Origin of the sequence: Candidatus Reidiella endopervernicosa, assembly GCF_013343005.1 — a bacterium.
Classification (GTDB): domain Bacteria; phylum Pseudomonadota; class Gammaproteobacteria.
The window spans coordinates 2219051-2234958 of the sequence record NZ_CP054491.1; the positions used below are offsets into that span (position 1 = coordinate 2219051).

Below are 15908 nucleotides of genomic sequence, written 5' to 3' on the forward strand. Positions count from 1 at the left end.
CTGATCTACAGCACGCTTGTTTCGATGCCACTTCAGGCTGCGGATGCGAGACTTGGTGAAGCGCGCGCAGCGGTCAGAATTCATGACTATCAACGTGCCTTTCAGCTCTATCAACAGCTGGCCCAAACGGGTGCAGCAGAGGCACAGTACCAACTGGCATCACTCTATCTGACCGGGCGCGGTGTGGAGCTTGATCAGGCGCTTGCCTTCAAGTGGATGCAGGCCTCCGCAGATCAGGGGTACGTTAAGGCGCAGTACAACCTCGGTCTGATCTTTGAGCAGGGGCAGGGTGGTGAGATTGACCTGGAGCAGGCGCGTTACTGGTATGAAAAAGCAAAAGCACAGGGGAGTCGGCAGGCTAAGGCGAGATTAAAGCGGATTGGGGATGAGGTTCTGGTTGTCACTCCAGATTCGCTTCGACTGGCAGCGGCTAGAGGTAAGCGGGAGAGGGTGCGGATGTTACTCAATAGTGGAGTAGCTGATCGCCCTAATCTACACGGAGAGACTGCGCTGCTATCGGCTATCAGGGGCAAACATCCTCAAATAGTTGCCGATCTTGTTAGAAATGGTAGCGAACTTCATCAAAGCAACCTGGATAATGAGACCCCTATATCGTTGGCTATCGAGGCCGGTGATGAAGAGATGGTCAAGCTACTGCTTTCACTAAAATATGATATATATCATCTAGATGGGAGCGGTAACTCACCTTTAATGTCGGCGGTTCGATATGGCCGTGAAGCCATTGCAATGATGCTTCTTGAGGCGGGTGTAGACCCGAATATACGAAATAGAGAGGGTGAGAGCGCCATCGACTTTGCATCACGCGCCCCAAACGGCACGCAGATCATCGCGCTATTAACAAAATATGGCGCCAAACCAGGGAATACCGGTGTTGAGAGACAGCGGAGTGAGATCGTAGCTGATGCCATTCAAAGGGGAGAAAAACTTAATAATCAGGACGCTTATAAAGGTTGGAGCCCACTCATGGTGGCAGCCTGGCGTGGCGACAAGGCGTTGGTCAAAGCGCTGTTAAAACAAGACGTTAAGCTCAATGAGCGTGATCCCAATGGATACACGGCCCTGGCACGTGCAGCCTGGGCTGACCACCAGGGGATCTTACAATTGATCATCGATGCTGGTGCAGATATCGGTCTCGCAGCGAAGAACGGATCAACGGCGTTGATGTTGGCTGCAGGTAATAAACAGCAAGATGCCGTGCAGCAACTTCTCAGGGCTGGAGCAAATATTCATCGACTCAATCACAAAGGCGAGTCGGCATTACTGCTGGCGCTACAAGCGAACGACCTAAAGAGCGCAAAACTGTTAGTTGATGCCGGAGCGGATGTATCTAATGCAGACGGTGAAGGCAAAACTGCACTTATGTTGTTGGCCATGCAAAAGGCTGATCATCTATTTAAAAGGATAGATCTTACTCGGCGTGAGATCGATCAGGTCGATCAGCTGGGTCGTACAGCGCTTTGGTACGGTGTTGAGGCTGGCTGTGAAGGATGTGTGTCGCATCTGCTCAGTAACGGAGCTCGGGCTGACATTGCCGATAATCAATCAGAGACACCGTTACATCGTGCGGTAATAAATGGCCGGGTTGATACGGTAAGCCAGCTACTGGATAAGCTGGTGTCTGTGTCAGGTGTAAATGGCGTCACCACATCCGGTCAGTCGGCAGTAATGGCTGCCGCGAAACATAACCAACCCGAGATCTTAAAACTACTGATCGATGCAGGTGCGTCGGTTGATCAAAAGAGCCACGACGGCAGAACCGCGCTCATGTTAGCTGCGGAAAATGGACATACAGACATCGCTAAAATACTCCTTACCAAAGGTGCTGATCACTCATTAAGAGATAACAGGCGTCAGCAGGCCATCGACTACGCACAACGTGCCAAACAGCAGCAGATAGCGGATTTACTGAATAAGCAGAGCAAAAAGAGCGGTCTACCGCTGACCGCCATGGATAGCGAAGCGAGGGCGGTTAGTCCGCGATAGTCGACGCCGTCTGCCTATTCGTAGTTGAGAGCGCGAGCGAACGACGAAGAAGATGCAGCAGCGGCTTTATGTCGGCGTAGAGTCACTGAGGGAGTTGTGTAGAGCCGCGAAGAGGTGATTACGCAACGAACGCAGGACGGTCGGGGCGCCGCAGGCATAAACGTCGCGTTAAGTATTTGCCGCTTGCTTGGGCTTGGATGCCCAAAACAAACTTTCGCAAAAATAGCGACTCCCCGGTTGGGCTGTTTTAGAATCCCTCTTCACTGGATACATAATAATTATAACTACGCATAATGTATATTATGTTAAGTACAGTAAATACCGAGCATAGCAAATAGATAACTGATTGTTCTATTGATCATTATTCTAATACCGCAGGTGCTCGGAAATGGTTCTACCTGTATTAAAACCAAGTTATCGTAAAGAACTCGCCGCCCTGCTGCGTCGGTGGGCTTTATATAATGGGGTTTGACCAGATTAGCCTGATGCATGGGATCGGTCCGTACCTTGGCCATCACATCTTCCTCAGAATCAGCGTATTCCTGAGAAATAGCATAAAAGTCATCAGCGATTTCCATAAAGGCATCAACCATCGCTGACCGCCATGGATAGCGAAGCGAAGGCGGTTAGTCCGCGATAGTCGACGCCGTCTGCATATTCGTAGTTGAGAGCGCGAGCGAACGACGAAGAAGATGCAGCAGCGGCTTTATGTCGGCGTAGAGTCACTGAGGGAGTTGTGTAGAGCCGCGAAGAGGTGATTACGCAACGTACGCAGGACGGTCGGGGCGCCGTAGGCATAAACGGTCGCGTTAAGTATTTGCCGCTTGCTTGGGCTTGGATGCCCAAAACATGCTTCCGCAAAAATAGCGACTCCCCGACAGACCCATGTATGGGAACTGCGCCCCACTGATCTAATCGAAAATGCTAAACAGCGATTTGACGAGTTCTGTGCAGCCAGTGGTGGTGAAACAGCCAACCTCCCCTTCCTGCAACCGGGTGGAGCCATCGTCCCGGTCGAATGCCGAATGACACTCGTTATTGATGGAGACCGGCGCTACATGCAGTGCATCTCCCGTGACATCACCGAGCGTAAACAGGCAGAAACCCGTCTACTCAACGAGGCCAAACGTGCCCAGGCGCTGCTGGAATTGCCACACGACTCTGAGAGTCTCCGAGAAGGCCTTTATGCAACTCGGCCAGGAGCTGGCGGAGAGCTTACCGAGAGTCACGACTCCTTCATCCACTTCGTCGATGTTGATAACAAAATCATCGAACTGGTGACCTGGACATGCGATACCCAGGATCACAACCGCAATAGTGACACCGACAGCTGCTATCCAATTAGTGATGCTGGTTAGTGATGCTGGCATTCTGGCCGAGGTCATTCGTCGCAAGAGGCCGGTGGTGTTCAACGACTATGCCAATAACTCAGACTCACGGGTCTGCTCGAAGGCAATACAGAATTGAAACGGCTGATTTTGGTGCCGGTGATTGAGAACGAACAAGTGGTCATGCTTACCGGTGTCGGTAACAAGCCCTCCGATTACGTTGAGCAGGACATGGAGACAGTACAGCTCATCGCCAACGAGATTTGGCGCATAGTTCAAAATCGCCGCTATCTGTCTGCTGTGAAGGAGAGTGAGCAGCGTTTCAACACCTTTATGGAGACAATTCCCGGTATCGCCTGGATCAAGGATGCGCAAGGTCGTCACCTCTATATGAACGAATACGCCTGCAAGGTTTTCGGTATTGGACAAGAACAGGCACCCGGCACCACGATTTTCGATCTGCTCTCACATGAGGTTGCTGAGCGATGTTGGGCCAGCGATCAGGCCGTGATCGAAAGTGGCAAGTCGAGCGAATTTATTGAAGTATTTCCCGACCAGGATGGCCATACCGAGACTGGCAAATATTCAAATTCCCCTTCGAAGGTGCCACGGGACAGTGGCTGCTCGGAAGCATCGGCCTGGACATCACTGAGCGCAAACAGATGGAGCTGGAACTGCAGAAGTTATCACTGGCCGTCGAGCAGAGCCGGAGAGTGTTGTCATCACCGACCTTGATGCCAATATGGAATTTGTTAACGAGACATTCCTGCAATCAACCGGCTATAGCCGTGACGAGGTGATCGGTCAGAACCCGAGAATGCTGCAGTCTGGTAAAACGCCCAACACTACCTATATGGAGCTTTGGGACGCGCTGAATCAAGGCCTATCCTGGAAAGGTGAACTCAACAATAGGCGCAAGGATGGTTCGGAATATATCGAATTGGCGCACATTTCACCGATTCGACAGGCCGATGGTCAGATCAGCCACTATCTGGCGACCAAGGAGGACATCACAGAGAAGGTGCAGCTTGCAGAGGAGCTCGATAGCCATCGCCATCATCTCGAGGATCTGGTTAAACAACGTACCGCCGAACTGGTTGAGGCACGTGATCGGGCCGAGGCTGCCACCCAGGCGAAGAGTGCTTTCCTGGCCAATATGAGTCACGAAATCCGTACCCCGATGAATGCCATTATTGGTCTTACCCACCTGTTGCGTCGTGCGGGGCTACGCCCAAACAGTTACTGCAGCTGAACAAGATCGACTCCACCGGTCAGCATCTACCTCCATCATCAATGACATCCTCGACATATCCAAGATTGAGGCCGGTCGTCTGCAACTGGAGAGCACCGATTTTCACATCTCGGCGATTATTGACAACATCGTCTCACTGATTAGCGATTCAGCCGAGGCAAAGGGATTGAGTGTTGTGGCGGAGTGCGATGATGCGCCCGTCTGGTTGAGGGGCGACCCCACTCGGCTACGCCAGGCCCTGCTCAACTACGCCGGCAACGCCGTTAAATTTACCGAGCATGGCAATATCACCCTGCGCGCCAAGCTGCTGGAAGAGGAGCGTGACACGCTGACTATACGTTTTGAGGTCGAGGACAGCGGTATTGGTATTGCCGCTAGCAAGTTGACCAAGCTATTCCAGGTCTTCGAGCAGGCTGATGCTTCGACCACTCGCAAGTACGGCGGCACCGGCCTCGGGCTAGTGATCACACAGCGCCTGGCTGAAATGATGGGTGGCGAGGTTGGTGTCGACAGTACACCGGGAAAGGGCAGCACGTTCTGGCTTACTGCACGGTTGGCGCGCGGTCATGGGGTCATGCCCAGCCCGGAGAATAGGCGTGAGCACAACGCAGAGGCACAATTGCATCTGCGCCATGCTGGCTCCCGAGTGTTGCTTGCTGAGGATAATGCCATCAACCGAGAAGTGGCTCTGGAGCTGCTGCATAGCGTTGGTCTGGAGGTCGACACGGCAGAGAACGGACTCGAGGCACTGGAGATGGCGCGTACCCACAGATACGACCTGATCTTGATGGATATCCAAATGCCTGAGATGGATGGTCTGGAGGCAACACGAGCGATTCGAGCCCTGCGGGAAGGGAGCATCCCCCCTATTCTGGCGATGACGGCAAACGCCTTCGACGACGATCGTCATGATTGTGAGTTGGCGGGTATGGACGATTTCGTCAGCAAGCCGGTGGAGCCGGAGGTTCTCTTTTCCACCCTGCTTAACTGGTTGCAGCAGAGTGAAATGTCAGCCGAATCAAACTCAAATCTGACCAGTAATAGTAAGGAGACTCCCGCCGTTGATCCAATATCCGAGTCAGAAGATTTATCACCACCCGATACTAATCTACCCACCATTGCAGGACTGGATACCTCTGTCGGTCTGACTGCTCTGCTCGGCAACCAGCCATCCTATTTAGGTTTCTTGCGGCGTTTCGCTATTGAGCACGGTGACGATATGGCTCGACTGCGAGAACATATTGCGAAGGAAGAGAATCAGGAGGCTCGGCGGCTTGCCCATTCATTGAGGGGGGTAGCGGGAACCCTGGGGGCAACAGAGGTGCAGCAACACGCTAAGGAGTTGGAAACAGCGATTAAAGAAGGGAGTGAGAGCGTTGAGATTGAGCGTCTAACCACTCTATTAGAGAGCAAAATGCAGCTATTGGCTGAGGCCATCCTTGCCTGCCTCCCTGAGGAGACCTCTCAGCCCTTCTCGGCCGAGGTTGATTGGATGGCCGTTAAACATCTTCTGAGCGATTTTAAACCTCTACTAGCAATGTCGGATGCCGATGCCAACATACTCTTCGAGGCGAATGCCGGTCTGCTTAAGAACGCCCTCGGTTCGCTGGGCAAGACACTTGAGAAACAGATCGATAGTTTCGAGTACCAGAAGGCATTGGTAACGGTAGAGCAGGTATGCCGGGAACACCCTGAATTGAGGAGCGGTGACAGTGGGCAATAGTCCCTGCTCAGGGCACAACCAATATCTCCTAACAGATTGATACCTATTTGTAGCTGACCGTCTTTTGTTTGGCTGTGCCGTTACCGCTGTACTCGGTCGTGGGTGCACCCGGTCCCGCGACGATGGTTACATCTGCGGCATAACCTTTCTTCTCACCATCCTGTGTTTTTTCTGAGAGGGTGAATTCAAAAATATTGTCACGATTGCTCATCATGTTGGCGTAGGTCCCCTCTGTCAGCTCGTTGAGATGAACAAAGGCGCTTCGATAGGGAGAGGCCTCATCGTTGTAGTTAGTGTTGAGCAGGTCTCCCCCATTGGGAACGAGGTAGAGAAGGAAGCCGAAGGCCTTATCATCAATCCACTTTGAAGCGATGCCTCTGACTTTGTGGTTTGTTTTACCCCATTGGTTGTTACCGCTCCGAGCATCGGTCATCGGCAGCAGGTTGGGTATCAGGTAGCCGTTGTGATAACTATCAGCCTGTTGGCGTAGCTGGTTGGAGATGTTCTTAAAGGCCAAAATTTCGACCCGGCAACCGTAGTCCTGCAGTGCGCTAACTACTCGGGAAAAGTCCCCGTCACCGGTAACTAGCAGAATGTAGTCGAGATGCTCGCCCTGGCGAAGAATGTCGACCGCCAGATCGAGATCGGCGTTGGCCTTGACCGAGACATTGCCCTCCTCGTCGGTATAACGCTTGACCTTTTTTGTGATTACCTTCCAGCCGTTGTTGCGAAGCGCCTGCTGGTAATCGGACTGCTTGTTCCGATAGTGCTGATCTTCGCGCGCACGCTCCTCGTCGTAGGCCATGTAGGTATTCATGCGCAGTACATCACCGCCTGTGCGTCGGGCAAACTCTCTCAACACGTCGTAACGCATGGAGTAGCCACCATTTAGCCTGACATTCTCTGCATCAACATAGATCCCAATTTTCATGAGTGTCCTTATTGGTTTGACGAGTATTCGGTAATGCGCTGGGATTGGCGAGGTGGCTTGTGGAGCCACGTATGTAAAACGCTGCCATTATAACGCTTTGGCCCTGCTATTCACTCCGATTCGCGCATTACACTGAACGTTTTTTGATCTCATATCATCCTGATTCACTATGAATCAGCGTTTTCACATGATGTTTTGTGCTAACAGCGGAGGATCAGCTATCTTCTACCTAACGCTTTTCAGTGAGAATTAATAGAATAGCCTCATATGCAGATACTCGACCGAATCAACAACCTGATTAAGATCGGCGTCGCTCTCTCGGCGGAGAAGGACCTGCCACGTCTACTAGAGATGATTCTGGTCGGTGCCAAGGCGATCACCAATGCCGATGGGGGAACGATCTACACCGTTCAGGACGATCAGACTCTGAAGATGGAGATCGTGCGAACCGATTCTCTCGATTTCGCCATGGGTGGTACGACGGGTACCGAGATCCCCTTCGAGCCGATTCCTATGTACGACCCGGATGGTAATCCGCTTGAACACATGGTGGTGACCTACTCGGTTCTCAATGACAGCACGGTCAATATTGCCGATGCCTATGAGACCAAGGGCTTCGATTTTTCCGGTACCCGCGAATTCGACCAGAAGACGGGTTACCGTTCCAGGTCATTTCTCACCGTACCGATGAAGAACCACGAATCAAAAATTATCGGTGTATTGCAGCTAATTAATGCCCAGGATGAAGAGAACGACGAGATCATCCCCTTCTCTTCCGAGTTACAGCAGCTAACCGAGGCGATTGCCTCGCAGGCGGCGATTGCACTGACCAATCGTCAACTGATCGATAGCCTTGAGCAGATGTTTGTCGCATTGATCCGTATGTTGGCGAAGGCGATCGATAAGAAGTCTCCTCATACGGGTAACCACAGTCGCCGGGTTCCGGTCATCACCATGATGTTGGCCAAAGCGGCCAGTTCCACAACCTCCGGACCGCTGAAAGATTTCAAAATGACCGATGCCGATATCCATGAGCTGGAGACGGCGGCTTGGCTGCACGACTGCGGTAAGGTCTCTACGCCTGAGTATGTCGTCGACAAGCGGACAAAGCTGGAGACGATCCACGATGCCATTCATGAGGTGGGTTGTCGCTTTGAAATATTGCGTCGCGATCTGGAGATAAAGCGCCTGCGTCAACTTGCTAAGGGTGGAGAATCAGCCGATCAGATCGATAGCGACTATCAACAACGATTGGCTGAACTTGATGATGAGCAGCAGTTCATCGAACGGGCTAATATCGGCGGTGAGTTCATGACGGATGAGGATCAGGCGCGTGTGCGAGAGATCGGCAAACGTGAGCTGATTATCAACGGAGAGCAACGCCCACTGCTCGATGAGCGTGAGCTCTACAACCTGACCATCGCGAAAGGGACACTGACACCCGAAGAGCGGGATGTCATCAACAAACACGTCTCACTGACCATCTCGATGCTGGAGTCGATCCCCTTCCCTAAACATCTCGAGCAGGTGCCGCTCTATGCGGGTGCCCACCACGAGAAGATCAATGGCAGCGGCTATCCCAGAGGTCTTTCAGGTGATCAACTACCGATTCAGGCACGCATTATGGCGATCGCCGATATCTTCGAGGCGCTAACTAACAAACGCCCCTACAAACCGGCAAAACAGCTCTCGGAGACGATGAAGATTCTAGGGTTTATGCGCAAAGATGGGGAGATAGACGGTGACCTGCTTGATCTCTTTATCGAGCAGAAGCTCTATCTGAAATATGCACATGAGTATCTCGATCCGGAGCAGATTGATGAGGTTAATCACTCGGCAATTCCTGGGTACGGTAGTAAAGCAGGTTTTGGACCTCCCTAAAACTGGGGAGGTTCACCCGTCCCCTTTATATTAGATTTTTAACTTTTATTTATTGAAGCCCACTTAGGCCGATAAGCAGTGAATTAATAAGAAGGTATCCGAGTATTCCAAGCACACCTCCCAATGCATATCGCCTTTGCTCCTTTATAAAAACACAATAGGTAGAACAAATGCCATAATCAGGAAAACCAAAACTCCCCAGCAAATGAAGCCCAATCATAATTAACGACTAAAGGCCTGAGAGCAAAAGCGTAAATAAACGCAAAACGACCAAAAATAGTGCGTTGAATAATGCTCCTAACAGTAGTTGCTTCTTCATTGTAATTCTAAATCTAACGCTTTGCTAAGACGACCGCCGTAGCGGACTTGTTTTGTGCTATAGAGCACAGATAATGTGCCGCGGAGGTGGGTGATGTTCAAGGTCGGGTGGATGTATTTGTTAGCATTCAGGCGCCTTCCTTCAAGTTGTTAGGATGACTTCGATTTCAGCGTAATAATACTTACAACGCCCCTCAATCATTTTGAGCTATAGCCATTGCTAGGCTGGTTGTTCTTATCAAACTCGTACTTAAGCTTGAGGGAGTGGTAATACCACTCATCCATGTAGAGTTCAGCTGGATTGTGTATTCCACTTTTTAGCGCATTCCGCGCTGTAGCCTCAATCTCCAAAATTTGAGCGAAAGGGATTCCGAGACTATTCAGAGATATGTGATTTTTGACTCTGAAATATGGAGGAGATTGTCTTCATAGTACTCATTTCCACCTTGGGCAATAACTGCATACGTTCTAAGCTCCAAACACTCTTGGTAAATCTCGTTTAGTTCCTTCGCGAGACGGATAAAGGCTTCGGGTTCGTAGTCATAATTGATTTCGATCCCATCGTGCTGCCTAACTGTCCAGTTGCTCTTGAGCAATATGCTATCTGCAAAGGATATGAATGATATGTTCGGGTGTTTTTGGGCAAGTTGATCAATCATTTCTCTTAGAACCAGAAGCTTATCGCGCGTAAGTGTTCCTTCTTCTAGCGCCTTTTAACTCCAATTGCATCAATCATTGCGAACGTGGAATACGAGCACCTATGAATTTGTTCTAGCCATTCGCTTTTGACAAAATGCGTGGTTTTCATCGGATTTCCAACTACCCACACAAGCAATGAATTGATTGCGCGGTAATCGAATCGGAACTCCATGAAACCGGTCGAAGGTGTTCGGATACCAAGATAAATCCAATGAGTTGCTATTGGTCTTTCTAACAGCAACAGGGGTTATGCATCCGATGTACTCATAATCAGCGCCTTCAAAGAACTTGGTCATCATGCGGTCGTACTCTTCCAAGTAGACCCCATCGACGATGAAGACATCTCGATTTAGTGGCGTTTCTTCGAATGCGTAAACGTCGTAACCTCGTGCTCAAACAATTCTCGTGATTCCTTTCAGATGCTAACAGTATATTAGGCCGCTTGCGCAGTGTTGGTAATAGGAGGAATTTGGTTGTCACCAGAAAGCTGATCTTTCATGTGTGCAATGACTGGATTATGAAGGGTGTTGTTCATTTTTCGAATCATCTCCTTTGATCCTTTTTAGGTTTTTCGGTGTAGAGCTCTCTCCCTACTCCCAATCCTGCCCATAGTCGTGAAAGATCTCTTCGTGGGCGTCGATGTCGCGCAGGGCGACGACGGTGAGGTCGTTGTAGTAGGCGGCGTTGGGTTCACCGCTGTGGTTGATGTAACGCAGATCGCAACTGACCTTGACCGCCTTCCCCTCATCCAGCCATAAAACATGGGGACCATCTTTTTGGGTTGGTTTGCATTTCAGTTTACCGATGATTTCGCCCGCCTTGATCGTGCGCGAGGCGAACAGGCCCATGCCGTGTATCTTGCTTTTCTCTGGGTAGTACATTGCATCACCTATAAAGTCGCTGATGTTTGTGAACTTATAGCGGGTATTAATTATCCATGCAAATAGTCAGTGTTAAAGCTATTGACTACTCAGGAGTTGATTTACACGCTGCAGGTCCGCTTCGGTATCGACCCCATGCCCTGGTGGCTCATCAACGATACCGACGTGGATTCGTTCACCCGACCAGAGTGCGCGCAGTTGTTCGAGCGATTCGGTCTGCTCCAGTTCACAGGGGTTGCTGGCGGCATAACGATTGAGGAAGCCGACTCGATAGGCGTAGAGGCCGATATGACGATAGTGGATACGATTCTCAGGCAGCTCTTCGGTAGTGACGCCGAAGGCATCGCGGTCCCAGGGGATCGGGGCGCGGCTGAAGTAGAGCGCGTAACCCTTCGCGTCTAATACCACCTTGACGACGTGTGGGTCGAACAGTTCAGCGGTAGTGTGAATGGGTGTTGCAAGGGTCGCAATGGAGGCGTCACCCGCCTGCCCAAGATTGTGTGCCACCTGCTGCAGTGGTTCGCTCGGCATCAGCGGTTCGTCTCCCTGCAGGTTAACGACGATCTGATTATCACCCCACCCCATCTGCTCGGCGACCTCGGCGAGGCGGTCGGTGCCAGAGTGGTGGTCGGGTGAGGTCATGCAGACCTTGGCGCCGAACGCCTTGGCACGCTGTTTGATGCGCACATCGTCGGTGGCGATGATCACCTCATCGGCCCCGCTCTCCATTGCGCGTTGGTAGACGTGTTCGATCATCGGCTTACCCGCGATATCGAGCAGTGGTTTACCCGGTAGTCGGCTCGATGCGTAGCGAGCGGGGATGGCAATGACAAAACTCATTCGATCTCCTCATCCTCGGCGAGGCGGCGCGCCTCCTCTTCGAGCATTACCGGGATGTCATCGCGGATCGGATAGGCGAGTCTATCTCCCTTGCAGACCAGTTCCTGCTCGCTCTTTCTATAGAGTAATGGGCCTTTACAGATCGGGCAGGCGAGAATCTCGAGCAGTTTTTTATCCATCTTTCTATCCTCTACTTGTCGTTGTCTGATGGTAGTAGACGCATCAGACGATGGTGAAAAGAGTCATTCAGTTCGGCGCTAACGGGCAGATACCAGTGGTTGGCTGCTGCATAGGGACGACATTTTACGGCGTCTTTCTCGGTCATCAGAACCGGTAGGTTGTCGTTAAAGGCGATATCTTCGGCACTAAATGGGTGGTGATCAGGAAACGGGTGTTCAATGAGTTCGACGCCATGACGTCGTAGCAGATTGAAGAAGCGTTGCGGATCACCAATCGCCGCAACCGCATGTACCTTGACACCCTTAAAGCTCTCAAGCGCACGTTCCCCATTCCTCCCATCGACAGCGACCAACGTATTACCGATAAGGCGCATGGCGAACTCACCGCGCACCCCTCCTCCATTGGCAACGACCAGATCGACCTGCTCCAAACGGGGGGCTCGTTCACGCAGTGGCCCTGCGGGCAGACAGCGTTGGTTGCCAAGACGACGCACGCCATCAACCACGGCGATCTCGATATCACGATGCAGTGCGTAGTGCTGCATACCGTCATCGGAGACGATGATATTGGTATCGGTGTGTTTGAGCAGCGCCTCGGCGGCGGCGACACGATTCGGTCCCACGGCTATCGGTACCTGGCAGCGACGGGCCAGCAGCAGGGGTTCATCTCCGACCATGCGTGGATCGCTATCGGCCCTTACCTGCTGCGGCCAGCTAGAGGCATTGCCACCATAGCCGCGACTGATCACACCAGGACGAAACCCCCGCTCTTTGAGCTGTCGGACAATCTCAGCCACCAGTGGTGTCTTACCCGTGCCGCCGACACTGATATTACCAACGACAACAACCGGCACGCCGATCTGCGTTGTGCGTAACAGGTTGGTCCGATAGGCGAAGCGGCGGATTGCAACGATGAGGCAGAAGAGCCAGGAGAGTGGCAGCAGAGCGATCGAGATGGCGTTATTGCTATACCAGTAGTGATCTAGACGCTTCAAAATGTGTGCAAGCCGCTGGCTTACGCCTCGACGGCCTCGGACTCTTCACTAAATTGACGGCTATGGAGTGCGGCGTAGATACCCTCTTGAGCGATCAATTCGTCGTGATTTCCACTCTCTGCGATCTCTCCCTCACGCAGCACGATGATCCTGTCGGCACTCTCGATGGTTGAGAGGCGGTGGGCAATGACCAGTGTGGTTCGATTTTCCATCAAGGTCTCAAGGGCTGCCTGGATGTGCAGCTCCGACTCGGAATCGAGGGCCGAAGTCGCCTCATCGAGGATCAGAATCGGTGCATCTTTAAGCAGTGCCCTGGCGATAGCGATACGCTGGCGCTGACCACCGGAGAGCATGATCCCCTTCTCGCCGACCAGGGTGTCAAAACCATCGGGTAGCGCTTCGATAAACTCCAACGCATGCGCCGCGATTGCCGCCTCGCGAATAGTCTCGGCGGTGGTATCGCCGAGTGCACCGTAGGCGATGTTATTACCGATGGTGTCGTTGAACAGGGTGACCTCCTGGCCAACCAGTGCGATCTGTCTACGCAGTTCGGAGAGCTTGTACTCAGAGATATCGACACCGTCGACTGTAATCGAGCCACTATTAAGTTCATAGAAACGGGGCAGCAGATTCACCAGTGTGGTCTTGCCGCTACCGGAGCGGCCAACAAAGGCGACTGTCTTGCCAGCCTCAACCTGCAGATCGATCCCTTTGAGAATCTGTCCCTTGCGTTTGCTATAGGCGAACTCGATATTACTGAAGGTAATGTCGCCCTTTGCCTGAGCCAGGGTTTTATCGCCACTATCATTCTCAAGCGGTGCATCGATAAATGCGAAGAGATTCTGCGCGGCTGCGATTCCTTTCTGTACCGTGGCGTTAACGGAGGTGAGCCGTTTGATTGGTGAGAAGAGCATCATCATCGCGATCATGAACGACATAAAGGTACCGACGCTGATGTCGTCCAACATGCCATCGAGTGTGGCAACGTAGACGATCACTGAAAGTGCAAAGGCTGCCAGCAGCTGAACGCTCTGTACGTTGATGATCGAGGCACTAACCATCTTCATTGCCAACTGGCGATTTCGTTTATTGGCCTTCTCAAAATGGGCTGCTTCGTATTCGTGACCACCGAAGATTTTCACCACACGCTGGGAGCTGATCGCCTCCTGTGCCTGATTGGTGACATCCTGCATCGAGTTCTGGATGCTCTTGCTGATGTAGCGGAAGCGTTTGCTCATAACACGCGCCAACAAGACGATTACTGGCCCCAGGGTGAGGAAGATCAGTGACAACAGCGCATTCAGGTAGAACATCCAGGCGAGTAGACCGAGGATGGTCAGCGAATCACGGATGATAATGGTGACGGCATTGGTGCTGGCACCGGCCACCTGCTCGGTGTTGTAGGTGAGGCGTGAGAGTAGTTCACCGGTGGAGTGCTGGTCGTAAAAACGACTCGGGAGGTTGAGAAGATGGTTAAAGACCTGCTTGCGCAGCGTGTAGACCACCTTGCGGCCGATCCAGCTCATGCTGTAGCTGCTGATAAAACCGAAAACACCGCGAGCGAGAAAGAGAGCAATCAATAACAGTGGCACCAGACGGATTGTATCGGGATCCTTCTCGACAAAGCTGCCGTCGAGCATCGGTTTCATCAGCGCGGCAAAGCCGGTATCGGTCAGCGCGTAGATCGCCATCGCCACGGTTGAGAGCAGAAAGATCTTCCACTCAGGCATTGCGTAACCAAGCAGACGTCGGTAGACCTGGATAGCATCATCCGACTCTACCTCGGTTTTCTTCGCCATAACGACCGACTACTCCGCGTCTTTCTTGGTGGTAATGGAGATATGTACCAGACCGACCTGACCGGCGGCGTCCATAGCAGTGACAACCGACTGATGGGGAGTCTTGGCATCGGCGCTGATGGTCAACGGTAGTCCATCGCGTTTGCCGATGACCTTGCGTAGTGCTGCGGCGAGTGTCTCAGTGGTGCTGTTAATGACCGCCTGTTCGTTAATGAAATAACGCCCCTCGGCATCGATGACGATCTCAATGTTCTCTACCTCTTCAGCCTCGGTCGGTTCGCTGCTGGCAGAGGGAAGTTCAATACTCAGCTCCGCCTCGCGATTAAAGGTGGTGGAGACCATAAAGAAGATCAACATCAGGAAGACGACGTCGATCAGCGGTGTCAGATTGACATCGGGCTCCTCGCGCTGTTTTCCCCTCAGGTTCACGCCGCCTCCTCGCTATCCGGTTCGCGCTCGCCGTGCATCACCTCAACCATCTTCATCGCCTCCTGCTCCATACCGATGACCAGCTCATCGATACGACCACGGAAGAAGCGGTAGAACATCAGACTGGGAATGGCGACACAGAGGCCGGTGGCGGTGGTGATCAGCGCCTCGGAGATACCACCGGCCAGTGCGGTCGGATTACCGAGTCCCTGCGAGGTGATGGCGGCGAAGACCTTGATCATGCCGATGACGGTGCCGAGCAGGCCCAGCAGCGGAGTGATCGCAGCGATGGTGCCAAGGGTGTTGATAAAACGTTCGAGCTCATGGACCACGTGGCGACCGGTGTCCTCGATGCCCTCTTTCATCACCTCGCGCGAGTGGTTCATATTGGTCAGTCCGGCGGCGAGGATACGACCCAGTGCCGAGCCCTGACGCAGGGTCTGGATCTGATCGGGGGCCATCGGACCCTGTCTGACGGAGGCGTAGAGCTGGGCAACCAGATGTTTGGGCATTACCCGGTTGCGTTGCAGGGTCCAGAAACGCTCGGCGATGATGGCTAGTGCCACTACAGAACAGATGATGATGGGCCACATAACCCAGCCACCCGCTTTGATAATCTCAAACACGCCTACTCCCTCCGGAATTATTA

18 protein-coding genes are annotated in these 15908 nt (G+C 52.4%); 6 read left to right on the forward strand and 12 right to left on the reverse strand.

From position 1 onward, the window contains the following. Positions 1-24: 24 nt before the first annotated feature. Entirely contained in the window at positions 25-2004 is a 1980-nt protein-coding gene (locus tag HUE57_RS12300) for an ankyrin repeat domain-containing protein (protein WP_272902039.1), read from the forward strand. A 14-nt stretch (positions 2005-2018) separates the two neighbouring features. Here the strand turns inward: HUE57_RS12300 and HUE57_RS12305 are convergent, their stop codons facing one another. The 3 genes from HUE57_RS12305 to HUE57_RS12315 all read right to left on the reverse strand — a co-directional run bounded on the left by HUE57_RS12305 (position 2019) and on the right by HUE57_RS12315 (position 2865). Then, positions 2019-2162, reverse strand: coding sequence for a hypothetical protein (locus HUE57_RS12305; protein ID WP_174673291.1), 144 nt, complete (start codon positions 2160-2162; stop codon positions 2019-2021). A 147-nt stretch (positions 2163-2309) separates the two neighbouring features. Next, positions 2310-2597 carry a hypothetical protein gene (locus tag HUE57_RS12310; protein WP_174673292.1) on the reverse strand — a complete coding sequence of 96 codons (288 nt, stop codon included), beginning with the start codon at positions 2595-2597 and terminating at the stop codon, positions 2310-2312. Further along, positions 2590-2865, reverse strand: a complete 276-nt coding sequence (locus HUE57_RS12315; RefSeq protein ID WP_174673293.1) for a hypothetical protein — start codon at positions 2863-2865, stop codon at positions 2590-2592. Before HUE57_RS12315 ends, HUE57_RS12310 begins: the two co-directional genes overlap by 8 nt. On the opposite strand from HUE57_RS12315, the gene HUE57_RS12320 reads away from it, so the two are divergent. From HUE57_RS12320 to HUE57_RS12335, 4 genes are all read left to right on the forward strand, one after another. Then, positions 2829-3362, forward strand: coding sequence for a PAS domain S-box protein (locus tag HUE57_RS12320; protein ID WP_174673294.1), 534 nt, complete (start codon positions 2829-2831; stop codon positions 3360-3362). The genes HUE57_RS12315 and HUE57_RS12320 overlap by 37 nt on opposite strands. A gap of 105 nt (positions 3363-3467) precedes the next feature. Then, on the forward strand, positions 3468-4067 hold the full coding sequence (locus HUE57_RS12325; RefSeq protein WP_174673295.1) for a PAS domain-containing protein: 600 nt from the start codon (positions 3468-3470) through the stop codon (positions 4065-4067). Positions 4068-4074: 7 nt separating this feature from the next. After that, positions 4075-4584: a PAS domain-containing protein gene (locus tag HUE57_RS12330; RefSeq protein ID WP_174673750.1), complete on the forward strand. Its 510-nt coding sequence runs from the start codon at positions 4075-4077 to the stop codon at positions 4582-4584. Further along, entirely contained in the window at positions 4550-6307 is a 1758-nt protein-coding gene (locus HUE57_RS12335) for a response regulator (RefSeq protein WP_174673296.1), read from the forward strand. Before HUE57_RS12330 ends, HUE57_RS12335 begins: the two co-directional genes overlap by 35 nt. Before the next feature lie 43 nt (positions 6308-6350). On the opposite strand, the gene HUE57_RS12340 is transcribed toward HUE57_RS12335, so the two are convergent. Continuing rightward, positions 6351-7238 (reverse strand): LabA-like NYN domain-containing protein, encoded by an 888-nt coding sequence (locus HUE57_RS12340; protein WP_078485088.1) that lies wholly within the window; start codon positions 7236-7238, stop codon positions 6351-6353. A gap of 267 nt (positions 7239-7505) precedes the next feature. On the opposite strand from HUE57_RS12340, the gene HUE57_RS12345 reads away from it, so the two are divergent. Next, positions 7506-9119: an HD family phosphohydrolase gene (locus HUE57_RS12345; protein ID WP_174673297.1), complete on the forward strand. Its 1614-nt coding sequence runs from the start codon at positions 7506-7508 to the stop codon at positions 9117-9119. 698 nt (positions 9120-9817) lie between these two features. Here the strand turns inward: HUE57_RS12345 and HUE57_RS12350 are convergent. From HUE57_RS12350 to HUE57_RS12385, 8 genes are all read right to left on the reverse strand, one after another. Further along, positions 9818-10096, reverse strand: coding sequence for a hypothetical protein (locus HUE57_RS12350; protein ID WP_174673298.1), 279 nt, complete (start codon positions 10094-10096; stop codon positions 9818-9820). A gap of 630 nt (positions 10097-10726) precedes the next feature. Then, the gene (locus HUE57_RS12355) at positions 10727-11017 is read right to left on the reverse strand and encodes an SET domain-containing protein (protein WP_078482346.1); all 291 of its coding nucleotides are present in this window, start codon (positions 11015-11017) and stop codon (positions 10727-10729) included. A gap of 78 nt (positions 11018-11095) precedes the next feature. Beyond that, the gene (gene kdsB, locus HUE57_RS12360; RefSeq protein ID WP_078482345.1) at positions 11096-11857 is read right to left on the reverse strand and encodes a 3-deoxy-manno-octulosonate cytidylyltransferase; all 762 of its coding nucleotides are present in this window, start codon (positions 11855-11857) and stop codon (positions 11096-11098) included. Continuing rightward, entirely contained in the window at positions 11854-12036 is a 183-nt protein-coding gene (locus HUE57_RS12365; RefSeq protein ID WP_078482344.1) for a Trm112 family protein, read from the reverse strand. The genes kdsB and HUE57_RS12365 overlap by 4 nt, the downstream gene beginning before the upstream one ends. Before the next feature lie 11 nt (positions 12037-12047). Beyond that, positions 12048-13031, reverse strand: a complete 984-nt coding sequence (lpxK, locus tag HUE57_RS12370; RefSeq protein WP_135621928.1) for a tetraacyldisaccharide 4'-kinase — start codon at positions 13029-13031, stop codon at positions 12048-12050. A gap of 20 nt (positions 13032-13051) precedes the next feature. Continuing rightward, positions 13052-14830, reverse strand: a complete 1779-nt coding sequence (msbA, locus tag HUE57_RS12375) for a lipid A export permease/ATP-binding protein MsbA (RefSeq protein WP_078482342.1) — start codon at positions 14828-14830, stop codon at positions 13052-13054. 9 nt (positions 14831-14839) lie between these two features. Next, complete coding sequence (locus HUE57_RS12380; RefSeq protein ID WP_078482341.1) at positions 14840-15259, reverse strand: ExbD/TolR family protein; 420 nt, start codon at positions 15257-15259, stop codon at positions 14840-14842. Beyond that, a complete protein-coding gene (locus HUE57_RS12385) occupies positions 15256-15885 on the reverse strand; it encodes a MotA/TolQ/ExbB proton channel family protein (RefSeq protein ID WP_078482340.1) in 630 nt (209 codons plus the stop codon). The genes HUE57_RS12380 and HUE57_RS12385 overlap by 4 nt, the downstream gene beginning before the upstream one ends. Positions 15886-15908: the final 23 nt, after the last annotated feature.

What these genes read in the sequence shown, in the direction of transcription:
- HUE57_RS12300 (WP_272902039.1), top strand. Translation starts at nt 25, where the DNA reads ATGCCACTTCAGGCTGCGGATGCGAGACTTGGTGAAGCGCGCGCAGCG.
- HUE57_RS12305 (WP_174673291.1), bottom strand. Translation starts at nt 2,162, where the DNA reads ATGCCTGCGGCGCCCCGACCGTCCTGCGTTCGTTGCGTAATCACCTCT.
- HUE57_RS12310 (WP_174673292.1), bottom strand. Translation starts at nt 2,597, where the DNA reads ATGGTTGATGCCTTTATGGAAATCGCTGATGACTTTTATGCTATTTCT.
- HUE57_RS12330 (WP_174673750.1), top strand. Translation starts at nt 4,075, where the DNA reads ATGGAATTTGTTAACGAGACATTCCTGCAATCAACCGGCTATAGCCGT.
- HUE57_RS12340 (WP_078485088.1), bottom strand. Translation starts at nt 7,238, where the DNA reads ATGAAAATTGGGATCTATGTTGATGCAGAGAATGTCAGGCTAAATGGT.
- HUE57_RS12345 (WP_174673297.1), top strand. Translation starts at nt 7,506, where the DNA reads ATGCAGATACTCGACCGAATCAACAACCTGATTAAGATCGGCGTCGCT.
- HUE57_RS12350 (WP_174673298.1), bottom strand. Translation starts at nt 10,096, where the DNA reads ATGATTGATCAACTTGCCCAAAAACACCCGAACATATCATTCATATCC.
- HUE57_RS12355 (WP_078482346.1), bottom strand. Translation starts at nt 11,017, where the DNA reads ATGTACTACCCAGAGAAAAGCAAGATACACGGCATGGGCCTGTTCGCC.
- kdsB (WP_078482345.1), bottom strand. Translation starts at nt 11,857, where the DNA reads ATGAGTTTTGTCATTGCCATCCCCGCTCGCTACGCATCGAGCCGACTA.
- HUE57_RS12365 (WP_078482344.1), bottom strand. Translation starts at nt 12,036, where the DNA reads ATGGATAAAAAACTGCTCGAGATTCTCGCCTGCCCGATCTGTAAAGGC.
- msbA (WP_078482342.1), bottom strand. Translation starts at nt 14,830, where the DNA reads ATGGCGAAGAAAACCGAGGTAGAGTCGGATGATGCTATCCAGGTCTAC.